Source organism: Salinispora sp. CH2A1_6, from assembly GCF_056820975.1.
In genome coordinates, this window is the sequence record NZ_JBXEDG010000003.1 from 299454 (window position 1) to 321050 (window position 21597).

16 protein-coding genes and 3 pseudogenes are annotated in these 21597 nt (G+C 70.3%); 9 read left to right on the top strand and 10 right to left on the bottom strand.

Annotated features, from left to right (window positions below; translation table 11 throughout):
- Nucleotides 1–64: 64 nt before the first annotated feature.
- Nucleotides 65–418: a hypothetical protein gene (locus tag AC1UKG_RS06215; RefSeq protein WP_482642998.1), complete on the bottom strand. Its 354-nt coding sequence runs from the start codon at nt 416–418 to the stop codon at nt 65–67.
- A 554-nt stretch (nt 419–972) separates the two neighbouring features.
- Here AC1UKG_RS06215 and AC1UKG_RS06220 point away from each other — a divergent pair.
- Together AC1UKG_RS06220 and AC1UKG_RS06225 are read left to right on the top strand one after the other, a co-directional pair.
- Nucleotides 973–1545 carry a winged helix-turn-helix domain-containing protein gene (locus AC1UKG_RS06220; RefSeq protein WP_018744397.1) on the top strand — a complete coding sequence of 191 codons (573 nt, stop codon included), beginning with the start codon at nt 973–975 and terminating at the stop codon, nt 1543–1545.
- Nucleotides 1542–2795, top strand: coding sequence for an MFS transporter (locus tag AC1UKG_RS06225; protein WP_018814474.1), 1254 nt, complete (start codon nt 1542–1544; stop codon nt 2793–2795). Before AC1UKG_RS06220 ends, AC1UKG_RS06225 begins: the two co-directional genes overlap by 4 nt.
- Before the next feature lie 31 nt (nt 2796–2826).
- On the opposite strand, the gene AC1UKG_RS06230 is transcribed toward AC1UKG_RS06225, so the two are convergent.
- From AC1UKG_RS06230 to AC1UKG_RS06250, 5 genes are read right to left on the bottom strand one after another with little or no spacing between them, the layout of a single operon-like run.
- Nucleotides 2827–4887 (bottom strand): hypothetical protein, encoded by a 2061-nt coding sequence (locus AC1UKG_RS06230; RefSeq protein WP_482642997.1) that lies wholly within the window; start codon nt 4885–4887, stop codon nt 2827–2829.
- Nucleotides 4884–6017, bottom strand: a complete 1134-nt coding sequence (locus AC1UKG_RS06235; RefSeq protein ID WP_018814476.1) for a VWA domain-containing protein — start codon at nt 6015–6017, stop codon at nt 4884–4886. The genes AC1UKG_RS06230 and AC1UKG_RS06235 overlap by 4 nt, the downstream gene beginning before the upstream one ends.
- The gene (locus tag AC1UKG_RS06240) at nt 6014–8293 is read right to left on the bottom strand and encodes a DUF5682 family protein (protein ID WP_018744401.1); all 2280 of its coding nucleotides are present in this window, start codon (nt 8291–8293) and stop codon (nt 6014–6016) included. The genes AC1UKG_RS06235 and AC1UKG_RS06240 overlap by 4 nt, the downstream gene beginning before the upstream one ends.
- Entirely contained in the window at nt 8293–9429 is a 1137-nt protein-coding gene (locus AC1UKG_RS06245; protein ID WP_018744402.1) for an ATP-binding protein, read from the bottom strand. The genes AC1UKG_RS06240 and AC1UKG_RS06245 overlap by 1 nt, the downstream gene beginning before the upstream one ends.
- Complete coding sequence (locus AC1UKG_RS06250; RefSeq protein ID WP_482642996.1) at nt 9426–13076, bottom strand: DUF4132 domain-containing protein; 3651 nt, start codon at nt 13074–13076, stop codon at nt 9426–9428. Before AC1UKG_RS06250 ends, AC1UKG_RS06245 begins: the two co-directional genes overlap by 4 nt.
- Nucleotides 13077–13695: 619 nt before the next feature.
- Between AC1UKG_RS06250 and AC1UKG_RS06255 the strand changes: the two genes are divergently transcribed.
- A complete protein-coding gene (locus AC1UKG_RS06255; protein WP_018744404.1) occupies nt 13696–13842 on the top strand; it encodes a hypothetical protein in 147 nt (48 codons plus the stop codon).
- A 416-nt stretch (nt 13843–14258) separates the two neighbouring features.
- Here AC1UKG_RS06255 and AC1UKG_RS06260 read toward each other — a convergent pair whose 3' ends face one another.
- Entirely contained in the window at nt 14259–14738 is a 480-nt protein-coding gene (locus tag AC1UKG_RS06260; protein ID WP_018740510.1) for a VOC family protein, read from the bottom strand.
- 56 nt (nt 14739–14794) lie between these two features.
- On the bottom strand, nt 14795–15595 hold the full coding sequence (locus tag AC1UKG_RS06265; RefSeq protein ID WP_018744405.1) for a glycine betaine ABC transporter substrate-binding protein: 801 nt from the start codon (nt 15593–15595) through the stop codon (nt 14795–14797).
- A 295-nt stretch (nt 15596–15890) separates the two neighbouring features.
- Between AC1UKG_RS06265 and AC1UKG_RS06270 the strand changes: the two are divergent.
- Nucleotides 15891–16036, top strand: a pseudogene (locus tag AC1UKG_RS06270) (LysR family transcriptional regulator); the annotation flags it as partial.
- 388 nt (nt 16037–16424) lie between these two features.
- Here AC1UKG_RS06270 and AC1UKG_RS06275 read toward each other — a convergent pair.
- Nucleotides 16425–16859, bottom strand: coding sequence for a DUF4259 domain-containing protein (locus AC1UKG_RS06275; protein ID WP_482642268.1), 435 nt, complete (start codon nt 16857–16859; stop codon nt 16425–16427).
- A 79-nt stretch (nt 16860–16938) separates the two neighbouring features.
- On the opposite strand from AC1UKG_RS06275, the pseudogene AC1UKG_RS06280 reads away from it, so the two are divergent.
- A pseudogene (locus AC1UKG_RS06280) lies at nt 16939–17193 on the top strand (nuclear transport factor 2 family protein); the annotation flags it as partial.
- A gap of 505 nt (nt 17194–17698) precedes the next feature.
- On the top strand, nt 17699–18049 hold the full coding sequence (locus tag AC1UKG_RS06285) for a PadR family transcriptional regulator (RefSeq protein ID WP_018731777.1): 351 nt from the start codon (nt 17699–17701) through the stop codon (nt 18047–18049).
- A 905-nt stretch (nt 18050–18954) separates the two neighbouring features.
- Here AC1UKG_RS06285 and AC1UKG_RS06290 read toward each other — a convergent pair.
- Nucleotides 18955–19617 (bottom strand): TetR family transcriptional regulator, encoded by a 663-nt coding sequence (locus tag AC1UKG_RS06290; RefSeq protein ID WP_475889315.1) that lies wholly within the window; start codon nt 19615–19617, stop codon nt 18955–18957.
- A gap of 83 nt (nt 19618–19700) precedes the next feature.
- Here AC1UKG_RS06290 and AC1UKG_RS06295 point away from each other — a divergent pair, with 83 nt between their 5' ends.
- From AC1UKG_RS06295 to AC1UKG_RS06305, 3 genes and pseudogenes are all read left to right on the top strand, one after another.
- Nucleotides 19701–20714, top strand: coding sequence for an MFS transporter (locus tag AC1UKG_RS06295; RefSeq protein ID WP_482642267.1), 1014 nt, complete (start codon nt 19701–19703; stop codon nt 20712–20714).
- Nucleotides 20714–21487, top strand: coding sequence for an alpha/beta fold hydrolase (locus AC1UKG_RS06300; protein ID WP_018744412.1), 774 nt, complete (start codon nt 20714–20716; stop codon nt 21485–21487). Before AC1UKG_RS06295 ends, AC1UKG_RS06300 begins: the two co-directional genes overlap by 1 nt.
- Nucleotides 21484–21582, top strand: a pseudogene (locus AC1UKG_RS06305) (ABC transporter ATP-binding protein); the annotation flags it as partial. The gene AC1UKG_RS06300 and the pseudogene AC1UKG_RS06305, both read left to right, overlap by 4 nt.
- Between the last annotated feature and the right edge of the window lie 15 nt (nt 21583–21597).

Sequence of the window (21597 nt, forward strand, 5' to 3'; positions counted from 1 at the left end):
AAGCTACGTGGGTGTTCCTTGAGGATGGCGGGCGACACCCGGCTCGGCGCACTCGGCCTGTAGATCAGGCGTCCGCCAAGTCCGCGAAGGAGTTCTCATGCCCTGTCGCCGAATTTGTTATCGACCGGAAGGGCTTGTAGTTGATGTTGCTCATCCGGTTCCAACTCACGGTCCAGGACGATATACCAGAAGCCGCGGGCGTTTCCTGATCGTACTGAGCTACGTCAATAGACGGGACCTTCGTCAGGTTGACCTTCTGCTCTGCGGTTTGCTCAGCCGCCACGCGCGAGGTTGTGGTTCCCAAATCGAAGTAGAAGTTGACTGTCAGGCCGATGAGTGTGATGACCGCACCGATGATCCCGACAAGGGCCAGCAGTTGGAGTCTCCTGCGCGATGTCAGATTCGAGGCTCCGGGCATGAAGTGGTCGACGGCGAGAGTGGGTAGGGAGGGCGTGGCGGGTGCCGGTGACGGCAGCCCCTCACCCCTTGCGCCTGCTGTCGCGCCTTGCCGAGGTTGGGATCGATCCGGTGGCGGGGCTGCTGCGGGTGTCGCGGCCTCGCTCGGTGGGTCTGGTGCCCGTGAGTGGGATGTGGCGGGCGGGGGTGGCGTGGCTTTCGGTGGTGGGTCGCCCAGCGGTGGGGTTCCGTCTGTCGGGTTGCCTTGCCAGGTCGGCGGGTGGGGCTTATCCGGTTCGGTCTGCCAGTTCCCGCTCATCGCGCCTTCCGCCCTCCTGCGCAGCACATCGAGCTTTGAGGATATAGAAGGGGCTCTCGACTTTACGGGTGACCGGATCGGTGACCACCGGGCTGAGCGGTGCCGGTTACGCCTGTCGCCGCAGATTCTCCGGCTCCGGGTGCAGCTGGCGAAGCGGATCGGCTGGCGGTACGCGATCGTCGTCACCCCGTCCGTTCCTTGACTGCCCGGCAACTTCGGAAGTAGTGTTCCGGAACATGTCTTCCACAACTCGTTCGGTGGCCACGCTTGAGGGACTGCGGGCGTTGGCACATCCGACCCGCCTGGCTCTCCTCGACTTGCTTCGGGTGCGGGACACGCTGACGGCGAGTGAAAGTGCCACGCTGCTCGGCCTCACCCCGAAGACCTGCTCCTATCACCTGCGTATCCTCGCCGCGCAGGGCCTGGTCGAGCCGGCCGTGGTGGCGGGAGCCAGCCTTCGGGAGCGCCCCTGGCGCCGGGCGACTCGGGAGACCGACGTGCCCCTGGAGGACGTGTCGACGGATGACCCAGAGCTGGAGACGGCGCAGGAGCAGTTCGTGCGCGTCCGGCTGCACCGGGACCAGGCCCTGTTGCAGGAGTTCGTGGCCAGGCGCGACGCGCATCACGCCGGGTGGAACTCGTCGGTGACGATGCACAGCCGCACCGCGCTGATGTCGCCCGCCGAACTGCACGCCTGGGGGCGGGAAGTGGAGTCGATCACCCGGGAGCACGTTCGTCGCGCCGAACTGGCGTCCTCGGAGGCGCAGGAGCCCGTCCGACTGATCCTCTACGGGTTCCCACAAACCATGCCCGGGGGAGGGCAGGCGTGAGTACCGCCCCGGACCAGACCTCCGCGCCGCCGGTGGCTGTCCCCGTCGGAGTGCGTCGGTACCTCGTGGTGGTCTCGCACCGGACGGTTCGGTGGGCGTTCCTCGGCTCGCTGATCGCACGCCTCACCCAGACCATGGTCCCGCTCGCGTTGCTCCTGTTCGCCCAACAGCACCTCGGCGGGTTAGGGGCCGGAGGCGCGGTTGTGGCCGTCTATGCGGTTACCGCGAGTTTCGGCTTCGTCGTCCTCGGCCGGATGGTCGACCGCCGGGGGCCGTACGTGCTGGTCGTCGCGGCGGCGATCAATGCGGCGGGCATCATCGCCCTCGTCGTGGTGCCCGCGCCGTTCATCTGGCCGCTCGCAGCGGTCGCTGGCGGGTCGACCCCGCCACTGGGTGCGGCTATCCGCTCCGTGTTCATCCGCAGTTTCAGCAAGCCGAGCGAGCGGACCAGTGCCCTGAGCCTGGACACGATCGGCACGGAGGTCATGTTCATCGGAGGTCCCGCGCTCGTCGCCGCACTGGTGGTAGTGGCTTCGCCCATGACCGCGCTGCTTATCGCCGGCGTGGTGAGTCTGGTCGGTACCGGGCTGTTCGCCGCCATGGCGGGTTGGTCGAAGGGTGAGCACATCCGGGCGATCACCCGAAGCCGCGGGTTGTTGGACCGCAGGTTGTTGGCCCTCGCTCCCCTCCTGCCCATCGTGGCGATGCAGATGGCGGCGGTCGGGTTCATCGAGGTCGGGGTCATCGCCCGGGCCATCGAACTCGGGTCGACGTCCGCAGCGGGAGGGTTGTTGGCGGTCTGGGCGGCCGGGAGCGTGGCGGGAGGGCTCGCGTTCGGCACGCGGGACTGGCCCGGAGGTATCCGGCGGCAGTGCGGCGTCCTGCTGGGCCTGACCGGCCTCGGTTTCTGCACCCTGTTGACTGGTCAGAACCTCGCCGTCCTCTATCCCCTGATGTTCCTGGCCGGACTCGCGATCGCACCGGCAGCGACCACGCTGGCCACGATCTGCGGTCTTCTCGCGCCCGCGCGCTGCCGGACCGAGGCGTTCACGTGGCTCGCTTCCGCGACCGGTCTCGGTGGCGCCGGCGGCTACGCTCTCGCCGGTGTGCTGGTCAGCCACACCAACGCCGGCACAGCCTTTCTCATCGCTGCGGCGATTCCGGTGCTCGCGGTCGTGCTGGTCCTGACCCTGCCGGCCCGGCGCCTGTCGGGCGTGACCGGCGGTGGCACCGAAGACAGCGTTTTTTGATACGGCGTAGATGCGCGGCGGCTACGGCTCATTAGCACAGGTCGAGGGCCACCTCCACGCGCAGGTAGGCGTCCACCCATGCCTGCACCGCGCCTTCGCCGGGGTCTGCGCCGAGCGTCCCGGCGAAGACGTTGACGGCGCTGGCCACCCGTCGCAGCCCAACCTTCGTCAGCTCGCGGGCTGCGCCGAGCAGGCGGTCGGGGTATGTGGCCGGCAGGTGCAGTAGCCCCTGGTGGGCAACGGTGGTGAGTAGCGTGCGGCTTTCGTGCAGCGCGGCGACCAGCTGGCTGGGCTCGTCGCCGTCGTCGATGCCGAGGTGACTCGCCACCGAAGGCGCCAGGTCCGGTACGACCATCGCGCCATCCACGGCGAACGCCAGGGGATCGATCACCACTCCGCCGGCGGAGCGGTGCACGATCCCGCTGACGTGTTGGACCTGGCCGTTCTTGCCGGTGAGGGCCGCCGCCACCGCGTCGAGTCGGCCGGGCGCGGCACCCGTGTGGGTGGCGGTGACCGTGGCGTGGGTGCCGTGCGCGTCAACGATGACGGCGTCGAGGCGCTGCTGACCGGGCGAGTAGTTGACGGTGAGGACGTCGGCGACCGCCACGACGCGTACCAGCTCGGCCTCGATGCGGGGCCGGACCACCCGCGGTGGTAGCGCGTCGAGCTCGACGCCGAGCGCGTCGATGTCCCGCACGACCAGCGCCTCGGGTAGTGCGTCCCAGCGCCCCTGCGACGGGTTGACTGTGGTTTGGGCGACCCGGCTGGTGGCCAGCCGAACAGCGCGGCTCGCGCTGCGTACGGCGGACTCGGTTACCACGTTGCCCGCGGCCAAGGCACCGACGGTGGCTCCACCGATGCGTCGGCGGGCCAGGGCGGGGCCATCGGCCTCCCCGCCCCAGCTACGCCGTAGCACCAGCACCGTGGCCGTCTCGGCGTGCGCGTGGAAGATCTCCACCGTACGTTGCTCGCCAACCGCCGACACCCGGCAGCCGAGGGAGTCGAGCCGCACCCGGCGAAGGGGGGTTTCGGCTGCCTCGTCTGTGCCGAGCACCAGAGCCCGCGGACTGCCGCCGTCGTTACAGACCGCCCGGTGACGGGCATGCAGCTCCAGGATCAGTCCGGCCAGCGTGTCCGGTCGGTACCGGGCGCTGCGTTCCCGGTACGCCGTCAGTTGGTCGGCCAGGTCGTCGAGGGCCAGCAGCGGCCAGCGCAGCCCGACGGCGTCCAGGGTCTGTTGCTGTTCGGCGACCGCCGCCGCCATACCGGTGCCGATATGCACGGCGCCGTCGCGCAGCACCCGGTCGGCGAGCAGGAGCGTCGCTTCGAGCCCCGAGCCGCTGCCGTCGTCGTTGGTCGGCCCGCCGACCTCGACCCGCGCCTCGGCCAGGCCGGGCGCGTGCTCGTCGGCGACCCGGAACGCCCACACGGCGAGTGCTACCACGTCGTCGCGGACCCCGGCGACGGCGTCGGTGTGTACGAAGCCGAGGTCGTGGGGGACGAGGAAGCGTACGGTGGCCGAGCCCAGTTCGACGGTGGGGACGGGATCGGTGGATGTGGGGCGGCGTACCCGGGCCAGGTATCCGGCGCGCTCCACCCGCCGGGCGGCGGCCATCAGTCGGGCGCCGATGCGGCTGGTGAGCTGCTCGTCGGTGAACGAGCCCGGTGACCACGCGGCCGGGCCAGTGCCGGTGCTCGGCGGTGCGGCGGACGGAACGTCGATCGGGGAACCCGGCCGCGGGCCGGGGTCGGCGAGCGAGCTGGCAGCGGTGTGTTGCCGTTGGTCGGCGTGAGAGCTGGTCGCGGTGTGTTGCCGCTGGTAGGCGAGGATGAGTCCGATGAGGTGGCGGCAGACCGTGGTGGCGTGGCAGGAGCAGGCGCCAGCGTCCAGGCCGCCGATTGGCAGGCGCGCCGCGATGCCGTCGGGGAAGGTGCCGCGCAGGGTGCCGTCGCCGTCCACGGTGACGGCCGGCGCGGCCTGGTCGAGCTCCTTGGTGGCCCGCTTGACGAGCCCTCGGTTGGTCAGGGCGGCCAGCGAATCGGGCGTCAGGGCCAGCAGGTCGCCGCGGCTGGTGGCGGGGGGTGCGTTCATCGGCCCACCTGCTCGGCGACGAACGTGGCGAGCTCGCCCGGTGTCATCGCGCCGACGGACGCGCCGACGTCGGCGAGGCGTTGCGCGGCCCCACGGTCGTATACCGGGTTGGCCTGTTGGTCGAGCGCGGCCAGCCCGAGCACCTTGGTGCCCTGCTCAACCAGGCCGCGTACGGCCCGCACCAGGCGCTCCTCCGATCCGCCCTCGTAGAAATCCGTGATCAGCGCGACGATGGCCCGCCGGGGCTGCTCGATGAGCTGCGCGGCGTAGTCGACCGCGCGGCCAATGTTGGTGCCACCGCCGAGCTGGACCTTCATCAGCAGCTCGACCGGGTCGTCGACTTCGCTGGTCAGGTCGACGATGTCGGTGTCGAACGCGACCAGGTGGGTGCGGACGCCGGGCAGTCCCCACAGGCAGGCGGCGGTGACCGCGGAGTGGATGACCGAGTCGGTCATCGACCCGGACTGGTCGACGAGCAGGATCACCTGCCACTGGTCGATGTGCTGGCGGGTGCGCGAGAAAAAGTATGGTGTCTCGATAAACAGCTGCTGCTCTTCGGGCCGGTAGTGGCCGAGGTTGGCGTTGATGGTGCGCCGGACGTCGAAGTTGCGTGCCTGCCGGAACCGGCTCGGCCGCCGGGCCCGTGCGCCGGTGAACGCCACCCGCACCTCGGTTGCCAGCTGGTCCATGAGCTGGCGGATGACCGCTTCGACGATGCGCCGGGCCAGCCGCAGGACCTGCGGGTTCATCAGGTGCTTCGTGCGCAGCACCGCTCTGAGTAAGGCTTGGTTGGGCTCCACGCGCTCCAGAACGGCGGGGTTGGTCACCACATCGTGGATCTCGTACCGCTCCACCGCGTCGCGTTGCAGTCGCTCGATGGTTTCGCGGGGGAAGAGTCGGGTGATGTCGTCGAGCCAGTCGACTGTGGTCAGCGTCGTGGGACCGTCGCCGCCGTACCGGCTGCCGGCGCGGCGTACACCCCGGCGACCGAGTTCCTCGTCGCGGCCGTACAACCATTCGAGCGCCGCGTCGCGGGCCGCGGTCTCGGCCGCGAGCGGTCGGCCGCCGAGGGCGGCGTCGCCGGGCTCGCCGAGCACGAGCCGCCACCGTTCGAGTTCGGAATCGGTCACGTGCCCAACAGTCCTTCCCGGGCGAGAAGCGCGTTGACCCGTTCGTCGAGGTCGCGGCCGGCCGCGACCACGTCGGGCGCGGTGGGCAGCCGCAGCAGTGCCCGACCCGACCCGGCGGCGCCGCGCCGGGCCAGCACGTGCCGGGCGATCGTCTCGCGTTCCCGGGGTGGGAAGTATGCGAACGCGTGACGCAACGCCGGCAGGGCGATGAGGAACTCCTGCTCGCCCATCCCGCTGAGCAGTTCGTCGAGCAGGTCGAGGACGCCGTCGGCTGCGAGGACCTCCTCGCGGGCCAGCGCGAACGTCCCGGCGAGCCAGTCACCGACCGACGCCGGGGCGAACGCGCCGCGTACGGCGCGAACGGGCTCGACCTGGGCGCCGAGCGACCAGGCGAAGCCGAACGTCGCCCCACGGAGGTCCGGCGGCACGTCCGCGTTGCTGGCGATCCGGGCCGCCACGGCCAGGGCCGCTTCGCGGTCGAGCCCGAGCGCGGAACGGGCGTGTACGAGGGCGTCGCGGACTGCCACCAGCGCGTCGATCCGCGCCGACTCGGCTGGCGCCGCCCCGCCGCAAACCCCCTCGGCGAGCCACAGGACGCGCTCTACACCGGCTTTGACGACCGCGCCCAGCGTGCCGGTGCGAGCGGTGCCCAGCAGGTGGTCGTGGCGCCACAACGCGAGTACGACGGCCAGCACCCGGCCGACGGGTCCCATCTCGGGTGCGGCGGCGACCGCCCCGGTGACATCGTGCAGTACCCGGTCGGAGACCGCGCCGCTGCCGCACAGGGCCGCGTCGAACAAAGCGGCGGCCAACTGGTCCATGTCACCTCGGGCGGCGGCGATCCGATCTGCCAGCACCGCGGCCGCTGCCTCATCGAGCGTCCGGCCGTAGCCACCGCCCTCGATGAGGGCCGGCAGCCGGTCGTCGTCGGCGCGTACGCTCCACTCCTCGTTGAGGACCGGGTCGATGCCGGTGGTGGGGCCGGCGTGCCGGGTGAAGCCGGGGATCCGCAGGACTCGCAGCCGGTGCAGGATCCGGCTGCGCTCCAGATCGGTCGGGTCGGTCAGCTTCAGGCGTACGTCGCCGGGCCGACCGAGCCCGTGCCGCTCCAGATCGGCCTCGGCGTTCTGCACCAGCGGCGGCAGTGGGGTCGACGGATGCAGCCGGCCGACACGGTCGCCGCTGAGGGCGGCGACCATCTCGACTATCGCGGGATGGGTGCCCGTGCGCAGGATGCCCCGGGTCGACCAGGGCAGGGGTACGTCGAGCGCCTCGTTGACCAGTGCGGCGGCCAGTCCGTCGAGGACGTCGACCCGGGCGAGGAGTCGGTGGCCGCGTACCCGGGCGAGCCCTTCCGCCGAGGCTCGCGCCGCGATCAGGTCCGCCGTCGACACCGCCTGCCGCCGTTCCCGCAGCCGCCCGACCACCGCGGCCATCAGCTGGTCCGCGGCGGACTCCGGACCAGCGTCCCAGAGCCGTTGGTAGTAGTCCGGCGACGGCATCCCGGACTGGTAGCCGTCGAAGGCGTCGAGCCGGCGGAACGAGTACGGCACCAGGTAGCTGCCGCCGGCCGCTGTGGCCGGGAGTCCCGGAGCCTGCGGCCAGGTGGGGTCGACCGGGGAGGGGGCGCTGTTGGTGGTGGCGCTGAGCTGGACGAGTGCCGGCCGGTGAAACCCACCGGTGACGACGACGACCGGCCGGTCCCCGGCGTCGGCGACGGCCGCCCGCACCCACCGGGCCATGTACGCCTCCCGCTCGGTGTCCTCCGGACCGGCCGTCGACTCACCGCGGACCAGGTCGAAGTAGACGGCGAGCCGCTCGGCGAGGCCGTCGGCCGGGGGGACCTCGAACAGGTGGTCCCACAGCGTGTCGACGTTGTCGGCCCCGAACGTGCGGCACAGCGACTCCAGCACGTCGGCGTACCGCTGCTCGGCGTCCGCGTAGCGGTTACGCCGTCGGGCGAACGCGGGATGCCAGGCGGGCAGGTCGATGAAGCGCAGCTGGGCACCCACCTCGCGGCCCGTGGTCAGCGCGACCCACTCCGGGGAGTACGCGCAGAACGGTGCCCAGGAGACATGCTGCCGTTCCGCATCCCGGTAGCTTGTGAAGACCGCGACGGGCAGCTCGTGGTCGAGTAGCAGTTCGTCGAGCCGGCCGTTCATGTCGACTGGTCCTTCGACCAGCACGTACGCCGGCCGTAGTGCCGAGATTGTCTCGGCGACGAGCCGGGCGCAGGCCGGGCTGTGGTGGCGCACGCCGATGAAGGTGGCTCCCATCAGCCGGGCAGCAGGTGCCGGGCGGTGTGCAACTCCTTCCACGGCCCGCCGGAGCGCCGACTGGCCTGCTGCTCGAGGTAGCGTCGCAGCCGGGCCAGGTCGTCCGGGTTGTCCTTCGCGGCCGTGCCGGCGAGGCACGACACGAGATCGGCGGCCGTGCCCGGTTCGCCTCGCAGGAACCAGCCGCGTAGCCCGACGGCGTGGGCGACCGACACCGCCTCAGCGGTGCTCATCACGGCCGACAGGCGCTCCATCGCGTCGCCGCGGGACGTCTGGCCGACGCGCAGCTCGCGGAAGGCGGTGACCAGCACCTCGAGAACGTCGCGCCGGGGCTCGACAGTCACCCCGGAGCGACGTAGCAGTTCGCCCGCCTCAGCGCCGACCAGCGCCAGTTCGGTGTCGAAGTCGGCGATCGGGAAGACCGTCTCGAAGTTGAACCGCCGCTTGAGCGCAGAGCTCATGTCGTTGACACCGCGGTCACGGGTATTAGCCGTGGCGATGATGTTGAATCCTTCCTGGGCGAAGACCATCGCGTCGTCGCCGGTCAGCTCCGGCAGCGCGAGTACCCGGTCGGACAGCGGTGACAGCAGGCAGTCCTGCACCTCCAGGGGACAGCGGGTGATCTCTTCGAACCGGACCACCCTGCCCTCCGTCATGCCGTGCAGCAGCGGCGCCGGAACCAGGGATCGCCGGGATGGACCCTCGGCGACAAGCAGGGCGTAGTTCCACGAGTACTTGATCTGATCCTCGGTTGTCGCCGCGCCGCCCTGAATGGTCAGTGTGGAGTTCCCACTGACCGCGGCGGCCAGCAGCTCCGACAGCAGCGACTTGGCGGTGCCCGGCTCGCCGACGAGCATGAGGCCGCGACTGGTGGCGAGGGTGACCAGGGCCCGGTCGATGAGCGACGGGTCACCGACGAACTTACGACGGATGTCGGCCTGCTCGTCACCGAGAATGAACCGCCGGGCCGCCTGCAGGCTCAGCGCCCAGCCGGGCGGCCGCTCCGCGGTGTCCTCGGCGCGCAGCCGCGCCAACTCGTCGGCGTGGCGCACCTCGGCCGGCGGCCGCTGCACCCGGGGCGTAGTACCGCCGTCGGCGCGCACCGCGCCGGCCGATCGCCCGTTGGCCACGCTCATGCGGTGATCTCCTCAAGGTCACGGATGATCTCGGAAGCGGTAACCGGGTCAAGGTCACCGAACGACACCACCCGCTTGTCGCTCCAGTAACTGTCCTGGGCACGCCGTACCCAGATCTCGTACAGCTTCTGGTCAACGAACTCGTCGACCAGGCCGACGGCGATGCCCGGGTCGAGCCCGATCACGACGGCGCCCCCGCCCGGTAGTTCGCGCTCGACATTGCACTGGACACCGGCGTCCTCCGGCGACGTCCGGTGCCACCCGCGGCGCTCCAGGCCGAGCAGCTTGCCCACGTGCACGGTGATCCCCTCGAACCGGGTCAGCCGGTGTGCTGTCAGCTCCGTCTCGGTCAGCGTGTGCACGTCCCGGCCGAGTTGCGGGAACGGTTGCAGAATTTCGTAGTCGGCGAATACCTCGCCCCAGGCGGCCACGCTATCGGCCAGGTGCGCCGGGTGGGCGACGCCGACCACGGCGTCGTCGGGGAGCGACACCGGGTCGTCGTCGACATCGGCGAACGTCCGGTCTTCGGCCACCCGCAGGGCACCGACCAGCTCACCCCGCTCGTCGTACCGCCCCCACACCAACCGCCGTACCAGATGCCACACCAGCGGGTGCCCCACGAAGAGCTGACGGAACTCGGCCCCCGTCCACCGTCGCCGCGTCACCATCGCCTGCTCCAGCCGGCGGATCTGCTCGCTGGCGATGGTACGGACGTCCTTCTTCAGTCCGGCGAACCGCTGGTGGGCGGCGGGCGCGAGGGTGGCGTCGTCCTTGACTCCGGGCTTCGGTAGATCCTTGCGCCGCTTTCCGTCAGCGTCCCGCACAAACGGCTTGAGGCGCTCGTCGAAGCCCACCGCGAACTGCCGCGGGCCGTAGTCGAGGGTGAGGCTGCCCGTCGCGTCGAGCCCCAGGTCCGGTACGAGCCGGTCGGCGAGCTGATCCGGCGCCAACCCCAGCCCGGCCGCGACCTCGCGCATCTTGGCGTTGGCGCGCTCCTTGAGGCCCTTGAACTTCACCTTCTGCGCGACACTGTGCAGATGCATCAGCGCCACGTCGGTGCCGATCGCGGCGAGCACGTCGAGGCCGGCGACCGCCCGCGTGTGACCGCCCTCGCCGGGCCAGGCCCGGATCACCGGCGCGAGCCGGCGCACGGTTTCGTCGTCGCCGACGAGCCCGAGCGCGTTGAGTACCCAACTCTCCTTCGACGGGGTACCCGCGGCCTGCCAATTCTGGAACAGCGCCCAGGCGAGGTCGGCGAGGCTGCGCGGCTCGCAGGCGTCCTTGACGACCGCGACCCCAGCGTACGGGTCGTCGGGGCGCGACATCGCGAGCATGGTGATCACGTGGCCGGCGGCCGGTAGCGGCAGGGCACCCGATCCGTCGCGCAGCTGGATGCGGGGCAGCAGCCCCGGGTCTGCCCAGCCCGGCAGTTTCGGGATCCTTGCCGGCAGTGCGTCGAGCGGGTCAACGGCCAGCAGCTCCTCGATCGCCTCAGCCGCCGCTGGTCCATAACCTTTTGCGGCCATGCGGACCTCGTCGGCGTGCCCACTGCCAGCCAACGCCCACAGCGCCCGCTCGGCCTGGCGTCGTTCGGTTCCGGGCCGGCCCAGCGCCGGCGGGACCAGTGCCCGGGCGGCCGCTGCGGTGTGCCGGGTCAACCAGGCCTGGACCGTCGTACGGGTCGACTTGAGCCGGCCAAGCCAGTCGACCATCAAGACCGCGATCTCCGGGGCCGCGTACGGCAGCAGCATTCCGGCCAGTGTCACCGGACTGCGCCGGGCAGCGTCGAGGGCGGCGGGTAGGGCGTCGAGTTCGAAACGGCCCACCACCATGCGCATCCACGACCCGCCGTCCCACAGGTTTTCCGGACGCCAGTCGCCGATCAGCGGGCGGGCGATCTCGTCGGGCGCGCGAATAAAGAAGTCAGCCGCCTCCCACCAGTTGCCCCGGCCGTCGCGCACCCGCGCCGCCACCGACTCCCAGCTGTCGTCACGATTGGACCAGCGCCGGTAGTGGCTACTGTCGTCGCGCCACGTGTCGTGCTCGCCAGCAGCCCACACGATCGTCGGCTCATCCCGGCACACCAGGCCGTCAATGACGATCGGTCGGCGGGCCGGCCGCCTGATGAGCCAGGGCGGACGGGCGAGCAGGTGGGGAAGGGCCTCCGCGGATGCCTCGGTAACCGCGACCGTCGCCGCCAGGGCGGCGCGGATCCGTCCAGCCGCGTCGTCCGGCAGCGTGGGGAGCATCCGCTCCGCCACCTCGGGGTTGGCGAGCACGTGCGCCCGCAGCAGGTCATCCAGACCGCGCCGCCCGCTCCCCGCGAGCAGCCGAAGCCCACGGACGGGAAACCGTTCGGCGGCGTCCCGCAACGCAGCTGGGACGTACTTCTGGTCGCACCGGTCGAGCAGCAGTTGGAACGCCTCGTCGCCCGGCACCGCGGCCAACACTGCGAGCAGCCTGCGTTTGACGTCGGCCTCGGCGTACGCGTTGTCGAACCAGGCGGCGAGCGTGGGCGTCGCCGCCGGGCCGGCAGCGGCCACGAACGAGTAGAGCAGCGCCGTCGACCGGAGAACAGAGTGGTCGTGGGCGTGGTCAACCGCCTGGGCGACGTGCGTCGGGGAGGTCACCACGGTCAGGAGGATCGTCGCCAGCACTCGGTTTCCGGCGGCGGAGACGGCCGCGACGGTCTCGTCGTGCCAGTCGGTCTCGGTGGGCGCGAGAAACGCCGTCGCCACCTGCTGGTGCAGAGTTCCTTGCCGGAACGGGCCGAGGGCAGTCATGGCGGCGGCATACCGGTCGTCCGGTGCGACGGCGAGCGCGGCGCGGACCCGTCCGGCGACCGTCAGCCCGGACTCGTGCGCCCACCACGACCGAATCTCGTCCGGCCGTAGATGGTGAATCGGAGTGGTTCCTGGCTGGTGGTTGCCGCCGTGGTTCCAGCCCAGCGACAGCAGCTCAGCCGCCGCCGCCACGGCAAAGGAAAGTCCATAGTCGGCCAACCACAGGTCGGCGAGCCCCCGCGTCTCGTCCCGCTCGCGCCAGGTGGATCCGTTCATCATGGCGGCGGCGACCGCAGCCGCCCCCTGCGGGGACGGGCTTCCCGCCAGCTGTTGGAGGCCGGCTGCGGCCACCTCCGGCTCGGTCTGGGGGTGCCGGAGGGCCCGCTCGATGTGCCCGGAAAGCTTGTCGAGCAGCGTCACCGCCTTGGCGCGGGCGGCCAGGTCGGGCTTGCGTGTCGCCGCACCGGCAGCACCCCGACGGGGCAAGAGGTTGCGGCGCCACGACGGCGGCACGACGAAGGCGTCCTCGTCAACGGCAGGCGCCACGGAGGCGTTGACCCCCGCCGCGACCGGCTCACCCTCCTGGCGGGCCCCGACGACCGTCGGCGCCGACGCGACCGGGGTGGCGGCTGATTGCTGTGGTGAGTCGGTGCTCGATTCGAGGTACCCCTTACGCAGCTTTTCCGCGATCAGCTTGTCGACGTGGACAGCAGCCGCGTCCTCGGTGTTCAGGGTCTTGGTGGTCGTCTGGCCGGTCGTGCCGATCCGGCCATACCGGACGGCCACCTCACGGCCATCCCAAGTGACCTCCCAGAATTTCGCGGACCCACCGCCTACGAACTCCAAGCTACGGGTGCTGCCCACTCACGAACCTCCTGCTCAGACGAGACGGTTGCCGCCGGGCCGGGTAACGTGTGACAGCGCGCGGTAGCCACTGGCACACGGCCGGCAACGCCACCAGCGCGAATGCGCCTTCTGGCGGGGCAGCGACGGAACCATAGCGGTGGCGACCGACAGATTCCTCAGCAGTACGGGCCGCGCGGTCCTCAATCCGCCAAACGGCAGAGTAGGCGGACGGCCGAACGGCCGAGCACGGACTATCGCTCAGGGTGACAAGCCGGGTCGCGAAGGCACGTTGCGATCCCCGGTAGGGGCGATGAGGACGTGGCGATCCTGGAGAGCGGCGCCTATCGCGGCAGCTACTCCAACGGCGCCGGCGAGGGAACTCCTGAGGCGACTCGGGTCGCCGACCGGTGGTAGCTGCTGAAGCCTCAGCGATGCCGTCGCGAGGTTCGTTTTACGGACACCGCCGAGGCCTACGAGAGCACGCGGCCTCGGGACCTGCCATGTCGCGTCGCCCGGGGTGGCGACGTCCGGACGGGAGGACGAACACCCGGCAACGACACGCACGTTCACGAGGTGACGGCATGCCGGCTCAGCCCGACTTGCGCACCAGGCCGCCCTCGTACGCGAGGATGACGAGGTGCACTCGGTTGCGGGCGTCGAGCTTGGCCAGCAGCCGGGCACGGCCTGGCCCTGGACGACCACCGGTGCCTGGTTGGTGCTCGCCACCTGGGCCGCCGTCGCCACCGCGCTGGTCGTGCTGCCCTCGAACCGGTGTGACCGGTAAGCGCGAGAACCGTTTGCTCGACTATCGAGGCGGTACGCCGGGTGGCGCTCGGTGGTACCACCATCGGGTCCAAGGTGATCTCGCACAATTGCTGGCCCGCCTACCAGTGGGCCGGTCGCTCACTCGACCGCCATGGACGTACCGCATCTGTCACCGCGAGGCCCCGGCGCATCACCCGGCGCCGGTCGCCGAAGGGACCAGTGGTTGTCAGGCCCGCCGCCACGGCGATGGCGTAACGGTCGCCGGAAGGCCCTGAGCGGTAGCCGCGGATTCGATCACCACCGATCGGATCCGGCGCACGCTGGCGCCCGGCCGGCTCCGATCGGCGCTCTCGACGAAATCCCGGTCCGGGACACCCCGGACCGGGAGATCTTCACGTCGCTGCCAGGTCTGGCCAGATCAACGTCGCCCAGCGGTCAGGACTGCTGCGGGCGGGGCCGCTTGATGAACTCGATGACCTCGCCGTTGGGGCCGTATACGAAGCCGACCTCGAGGGTCATGGCGGTGGCCCCCTTGGTCTCGATCCGCGTGGGCGCCATCAGCGGACGGGCGCCGGCGGCGACGGCCCGCTGGAAGAGCACGGCCGGCTCCTCGGTACGGATCGCGAAGTGCACCAGGGTGGCGGCCTGCGCCCGCTCCTCGTCGCTGGGACGGGGCTCGGCGTCGAGCTCCCGGGCCGAACCGCCGGGCGGGGTGGAGGCGGCGTCGAAGAGCTCGATCACCCGGTCGTCACCGGCGTCGAGGAAGACGCAGCGGTTGACGCCGGCCTCGGGCGCGCTCCACTCGTGCGCGATCCGGAAGCCCAGTGCCTCGGTGTAGAAGCGGACGCTGGCGTCGATGTCGTAGGTACGCAGGGCGACGTGGTCCAGGCCCAGGTTGGAAACGGGGGCGGTCATGCTGGTTCTCTCCTTGGGGATGTGCGCGTTGGCGCGGGATGGAACAAGGGGCGGGATCAGCCGGTGGCGGCGGCCCCGCGGCCCAGGTAGCGGTCGGCGGCGTCCAGCGGTGCCAGGCCGTCGACGTTGATGAGCTTGTCGATCACCTCCACCCCCTCGTTACCGAGGTGGAGGCGGCGTAGACGGTCCAGCGCCTCGGGGGCGATGACGTCCATGGCGCGGTTGGTGATGACCGGGCTCGCCGAGTCCACTCCGCCCAGCAGGCCCTTGGGCTCGGATAGCGGCCGCAGGCCGTGGAGCAGATTCAGATACTGTGGCCGCCAGAGCGGAATCACGAACCATTCGCGCTCGGCGATTCCGCGCTCCACCCGGCTGATGAAGGAAGCTTCGGTTCCCGGTTGGAACGCGTAACCGTGCTGGTCGAGACCGTATTCACGGACCATCTGGGCGGAGAAGCGGCTGATGCCGGCTCCGGGGTTGATGCCGTCGATGGTTCCGGACATCCGGTCGGCCACGTCGGGGCGGGCCAGGTCGGCGACCTCGCCCACGGCATCGGCCGGGACGTACGGGGGCACGGCCCAGACGCAGTACGGCTCGTAGTGCGCGGGCAGGACCTGCACCTGGTCGCGGTACGGGGCCAGGTATTCCCCGTGGCTGGAGGGCAACCAGGCCGAGACGAGCACATCGACCTCTCCCGCGGCCTGCAACTCGAAGAGCTGCTGGTGGGGTGCCTCGATGGTGCGTATTTCGTGCCCGGAATCCTCCAGAACGCGGCGGGTGACCGCGGCCGCGGCGCGGTGAAACGACAGCGAGATGTTCCCTACCGTGAGCGCCGGCCGCCGAATACCCGTATCCATGAGAAATTCCCTGCCCTTCGCGTCGCGTGTCAATGAGAAACCGGGAGAACCGGAGTTCCTCGCAGTGCGGACCTAGGGTGCACCCACCACCAGCCACGCGTCCAATGACAGGATGTTCTTGACTCGATAAGTTCGGTGCATGACTGCGCCGCGTCAGCTCAAGCAGATCGTGACGATCACCGACAAGGGTCTTTCGCCAGGCCGCCGCCCTGCGCCTGCCCCGCGGCCTGCGGTTGACCGCCGCCGGTCGTGGGATGCCGCCGTCTGCCCGAGCGGCCCTGGCTGACGCCCCACGCTCCGCCCGGACCCCGCGCTGCTGCGCCCCCTGACCGCGTATACCCGCAGCCAGCCCACCCCATCGCCCACGCCTTCCTCGACATGCTTGCCGAGGAGGTCCCCTCACCCCCACCCACCCACGTACGCAACCGCTTGCCCGTGCGGAGACGTCGGTACCGTGCCGCTGAAGGCCCGGGTTGGCGTCGCTACCACGCGCGCATGCCTGAATCCCGTTTGGCGCCGCGATTCGGTGCGGGCAGTCGGTGCCCGTCTGCTTGTAGTCAGGGGTCATGCTGGGACGAGCAGGGCGATTTCGGAGTAGCCCGAGGGCGTACGAGAGCACGGACTGAACCCTGGGGAGCCAGTCCACCATTTCCTTGCGGATTAGTGGCGGGCAAGCCTGTTTGGCGAGAAAGTCTGTTGGGCCAGGACGTGGACCAGTTGGTGCAGTCAGTCAGCCAGGTGACACTACGGAACGATTGTGTCCGTCATCGAGTGCGCTTCTGCTTGGAGCGAGGAAATACGGACGTCGGCGTCCGGATCGCTGAATGTGTCAGCCGCCATCCCGCCGCGCGGACAGGGCCGTACGAAGGTCGCGGACGGCGTCGAAGGCGGAATTGGTATCTCCATCCGTGGCCTCTTGCCAGAGATCGCGCCATTCGGAGTCGTCGGCCATGATTCGGTCGATGGCGCGTACCGCAAGTGCCGCCAGGTCGTTGGAGACCTTCGGGCTACTGCCGCCGCGCAGAAACTCGGGCGCGTAAGCCGAGGGGGTCGGTTGATCCCCGGGCAGCTGTGCGGCAAGAGTGGCGGCTGCGGCGATCGCTTCACAGGCGTAGTTGGAGTCGAGGTAGTCGTCCTCGTCGGCGACGCGGTTCAGAGCGGCACGGATCAGCCTCGGGCGGTCACCCGGGTTGGCGTCGTCGAGGTCACCGCACCAGTCGGCGGCGGTGTCGTTGTCGAACGGTCCGCTGTCCCAGGCTCCCACGCTGTCCTCCTCAAGAGTCAACCGGACTGCAGTCTGGCACTGGCCACCGACAAACCCATGACGAGAACTCACGGGGTGGGGCACCGTTGCCCTGCTCGCCGACAGGGTGGTCTACGAGATGCCGCAGACCCGTGAGCGTATCCACGGCAGGGACGCGTTCCTGCGGTTCAACATTGAGTATCCGGACCATTGGCATTTGCGCATCCGACGGGGGGTCGCTGATGGCAATCTTGCTGCTCTGTGGCTGGACGTTCGGATCGGCGTCGAGCAGCAGGACGCGTCCGTGTGGCTCGAGGTGTCCGAGCATGGACTCATCAATAAGACCGTCGATTAGTGGCCCGCATCATACGATCCCCCGTTGGGCAGGGAACACCTTGTGGAGCGGTGGTGAGGTCAGGCGAGGTGTTCCGGATGGTCAGCGGTCATCGGTGATCCGGGGCCGGTGACGGGTGCGCTGGTCTGCTGTGGTGCTGGGCCGTCTCCTTTCTGTGTGACGGACGCGGCAGCTCGACGTTCTGTTCGGCCAGCACGTCCGCCTCAACCTCCACCATCGCGGCGAGGGCCGCTCGCGTGCCGCTTTCGGGCTTCGGTGGGACCACGGGATCGGCATCCCGGTCGGGGTGCACACCAGGCGCAGTCGTAGGCCCTGGAAGAACTGGGGGCGAAGAGCGCAGAAGCTCACGCCGGAGTCGGCCAGGCCCGGGTCAGCGCGCCGACGAGGCCACCCCATGAGGGCGCCGACCGTGGTGGCCAGGGTCAGCTGTCACAGACCGAAGACTGTTCGGTTGCGGCCGGTGGCGATGTTCCCTAATGCCTTCGTAGCCGATATATTGTGCCGCGTGGAAGCCCCACTGCGTGAACCCACTTTCCTCATCCTCACGGCCCTCGCTGGCAGGCCGATGCACGGCTACGGCCTGATCGCTGAGGTGGCCCGGCTGTCCGACGGCCGCATCTCGCTGCGGCCCGGCACGCTCTACGGCGCGCTGGACCGGCTGGTTGACGGGGGCCTGGTGGCCGTAGACCACGAGGAGGTCGTCGATGGTCGGCTGCGCCGCTACTACCGGCTCACCGAGCCGGGCGGCGAGCTGCTGGCCGCCGAGGTCGAACGCATGCGCCGCAACGTCCAGGCGGCAACCGCCCAGCTGCGCGCCGCCAAGGTCGCGCCCCGCCCGAGCCGAGGATTCGCATGAACGTGCCGGAAGGCCAGTCGGACCGCCCGGAAGGGCATGACCGAGGGCGCCCTGCAATGACCGATCTCGAACGGCGCTACGCACGCTGGATAGCGCTGTTCTATCCGGCCGACTATCGGCGCACGCGGGGCTCCGAACTGGTGGACACCTACCTGTGCCTGGCCGCATGCGACCGTGGGAGACCCGCGCCGGCGGACATCGCGGACCTCGCGGCCGGTGGGCTGCGCCAGCACCTGCGCGCCGCACGGGACCTCGGTCCCGGCTTCCGGCTCGCCGGCCTGCTCGCACTGACGACGGCGACCACGTGTGCGGCCGGGTGGGCGACTATCGAGGCGTTTACCCCCATACCGCCCTGGTCTCCGCACGTCGGGCCGTTCCTGTCGCTCGCCGTAGTGGCGTGGGCGGTCTGGTCAATCGCCGCCGTGTTGTTTGTAGCGGCGAGCGGCCGATGGTTTCGTTGGGCGGCCGGTCTGGCCGTACTGGTGACTGCCGCTGTCGTGCCGGCCGCAGCGCTGACCGGATTGCCCCGTCCGCCGCTGTTGGTGCTGTTGCCCCAGATTGCGCTCGGTGTCGTCGCGCTCGGTGCGACGGTCCAGCACCTCTGGTGGGTGCGGCTCATGCCGGTCGCCGTTGCGGCGGCGGTCCTGCCGGCTGTCGTCGGTGTGGGGTCTGGATTTTACAGGCTCAGCGGCTACTACTATCCCGCCGCGATAGCCCTGCCCGCCGCTGCGGCGATGTTGCTGGTCAGCGTGTTGCTGATCGCGTTCGGCCTGGCCGTCCGGCGCGACTACAGCGGCATGTGGGCGATGCTGATCCTGCTCACGCCGATCGGGATGCTCGCGGTGCACCCGCTCAGCATGCTGCTTGACGATTCTGGTGCCGGCCGGGCCGTGAATCCGACGTGGTCATCCGCGGTCGCCACGTCCATGCTGGTGGCTGTGATCGGATCGATGCTGCTGCCGCTGGCCCTTGTGGCACGAGGCCGGCTGTCCGGAGTCGTTGACCGTGCCGACGATCAGCCGGAGCGCCTCGGCCATCTCATGGCCGGACGGGGCGGCCTCGGGGTCGAGTAGCCGTTGCACCGTCAGCCCGGTCATCAGTGCCAACAGGAACGAGCCGATGGCCTCACGGGTCTTCTCCGCGACGTTCTCGCCGCCATCGCGGATGACGAAGGTGGCCAGGGCTGGGCGGGCGCGGGCATAGCTCTCCGCCAGTTGTTCTCGCAGTGCCGGCAGGTGCTCGGCCAGTGCGAACGCCTCGATCCCGGCGACCCAGAGTGGTCGGTGCGTGCCGAAGGAGTCGACCAGGCCGGTCCACATGGACTCCAGTCGGTCCATCAGATCAGGCTGGGTGCCGTCCCGCAGCACCCGGTCGATCTCGGCGCCCCACTCCTCGAAGGCCTGCACCAGCGCTGCGGTCAGCAGCGCGTCCTTGGAACCGAAGTGGTAGCCGATCGACGCCAGATTGGTGTCCGAAGCGGCGACGATGTCACGGGTGGTGGTGCGCGTGTAGCCGCGTTCGTAAAGGCAGTTCCTGGCCCCCACCAGCAGGCGTTCTCGATGACCCACGGCCGTCACCCTACTCGGAACCACCCCTGGATTCATCCACTGGATATATACGTTTGTATAAAGATGTGGTATAGCTTCCGGTCATGGCTAGAGCGCAGGCAAAGGCCGGCCGCCGCGAGTGGATCGGCCTCGCGCTACTCGTCCTGGTGACACTGGTCATCAGCATGGACATGACGGTGCTGTCGTACGCTCTGCCGTTCATAACAGCGGACCTCGAGCCGACCAGCAGCCAACTCCTCTGGATCACCGACGTCTACGCCTTCGTGCTGGCTGGCCTGCTCATTCCCTGGTCACTGTCGGCTGCCGGTGCGGCGGGCATCGGCGCGGCCGTGTTGGCCCCGACGCTCGCCCAGCGCTTCCGGTGCGCCAACGTCGCCGCCGGCGGCCTTCTGGTGGCGACCGCCGGGTGCGTGGTGCTCGCCCAGGTCGGCGACGAGTCGGGCCTGGCCCCGGCGGTGCTCGGCCACGCAATGCTGGCGGGTGGCGTTGCCCTGGTGCTGACGCTGAGCGCCGAGCTGATCGTCTCCACCGCACCCCCGGAGCGGGCCGGATCCGCCGCCGGACTCTCCGAGACCGGCAGCCAGTTCGGTGCGGCGCTCGGCGTCGCGATCCTCGGCAGTATCGGCGCGTACGTCTACCGGCGGGAGCTCTCCGGCACAGCACCGGAGGGGGTGCCACCGGACTCCTGGAACGCCGCCCGGGAGACCCTGGGTGGCGCGGTCGAGGTGAGCCGGATGCTCTCCGCGACCGCGGCGGAAACCCTGGTGACGCTGGCGCGAGCGGCCTTCACCGACGAGTTGCGGGCCGCCGCGATCGTCTCGGCCGGGATCCTGCTGGCGACGGCGATCCTGGCGGCCAGGTTGCTGCGCAACGTGGGTGTGTCGGTGTCCGGGCAGAGCCCGTTCGACGGGGCGGGCGACCTGACCGTCCCGTGGTCTGAGGGCACCGGCCCGGTCGACCTCGCCCCGCGTCCGCCCACGGTACGCCGGGGCGCTCTGCCGGACGCCGACTCGGCGGTCGCGCCGGCACGGGAACATCCCGCTCCAGAAGCCCCGTTGCGGAGCTACCCGCAGCGCCGATCCGTAAGGGACCAGTGATGACCTTCGAGAGCGACCTCTGGGTGCGGCGGTTCCATCCGGCGCCGGCCAGCGCGATCCGGCTCGTGGCGCTGCCGCACGCCGGCGGTTCGGCCAGCTACCTGTTTCCGGTCTCCAAGGCCCTCTCACCCGCCGTTGACGTGTTGGCGATCCAGTATCCGGGCCGGCAGGACCGCCAGCAGGAGCCGGTGCTGGATTCGGTCACCGACCTCGCTGACGGGGTGTTCAATGCGCTGCGACCGTGGTGGGACCGGCCGGTGGCGCTCTTCGGCCACAGCATGGGCGCCGTGCTCGCCTACGAGGTGGGGCTGCGGCTGCAACTGCGGACGGGCCGGCCGCCGCTGCGACTGTTCGTCTCCGGCCGGCGGGCTCCGTCCCGGGTCCGTGCCGAGCGGTACGTGCACACCCAGGACGACGCCGGGGTGCTGCGGGAACTGGCCAGGCTCAGCGGCTCGGACCCGCGGCTGCTGAGCGACCCGGAGCTGCTGCCAATGATCCTGCCCGCGGTGCGGGGGGACTACAAGGCGGTGGAGACCTACCGGGCCGACCCGGATCAACGGCTGGACGCCCCGATCACCGTGCTCACCGGCGACGCCGACCCGCTGACCACCCTGGACGAGGCGCACGACTGGTGCCGGCACACCACCGGTGGCTGCGACGTCCGGGTGTTCCCCGGCGGGCACTTCTTTCTGAACGACCATACCGGCGACGTGATCCGGCTGATCCGGGCCGAGCTGGAGCCGTTCGGCGACGACTTTCTACGGGGAGCATGAGGGTGAACAGGAACCAGGACACGCGGACATCGGTCAACGGCACCGACGCGGTGGACGAGGTGCGTAAGGCGTACGGGCGTGGCGGGAACCGGGTCGTCGATCACCGGTCT

Bases quoted from the DNA above. Each gene is read 5' to 3' on its own strand.
- AC1UKG_RS06215 (WP_482642998.1), bottom strand. From the start codon at position 418: ATGCCCGGAGCCTCGAATCTGACATCGCGCAGGAGACTCCAACTGCTG.
- AC1UKG_RS06230 (WP_482642997.1), bottom strand. From the start codon at position 4,887: ATGAACGCACCCCCCGCCACCAGCCGCGGCGACCTGCTGGCCCTGACG.
- AC1UKG_RS06240 (WP_018744401.1), bottom strand. From the start codon at position 8,293: ATGGGAGCCACCTTCATCGGCGTGCGCCACCACAGCCCGGCCTGCGCC.
- AC1UKG_RS06245 (WP_018744402.1), bottom strand. From the start codon at position 9,429: ATGAGCGTGGCCAACGGGCGATCGGCCGGCGCGGTGCGCGCCGACGGC.
- AC1UKG_RS06260 (WP_018740510.1), bottom strand. From the start codon at position 14,738: ATGACCGCCCCCGTTTCCAACCTGGGCCTGGACCACGTCGCCCTGCGT.
- AC1UKG_RS06265 (WP_018744405.1), bottom strand. From the start codon at position 15,595: ATGGATACGGGTATTCGGCGGCCGGCGCTCACGGTAGGGAACATCTCG.
- AC1UKG_RS06295 (WP_482642267.1), top strand. From the start codon at position 19,701: ATGGCTAGAGCGCAGGCAAAGGCCGGCCGCCGCGAGTGGATCGGCCTC.
- AC1UKG_RS06300 (WP_018744412.1), top strand. From the start codon at position 20,714: ATGACCTTCGAGAGCGACCTCTGGGTGCGGCGGTTCCATCCGGCGCCG.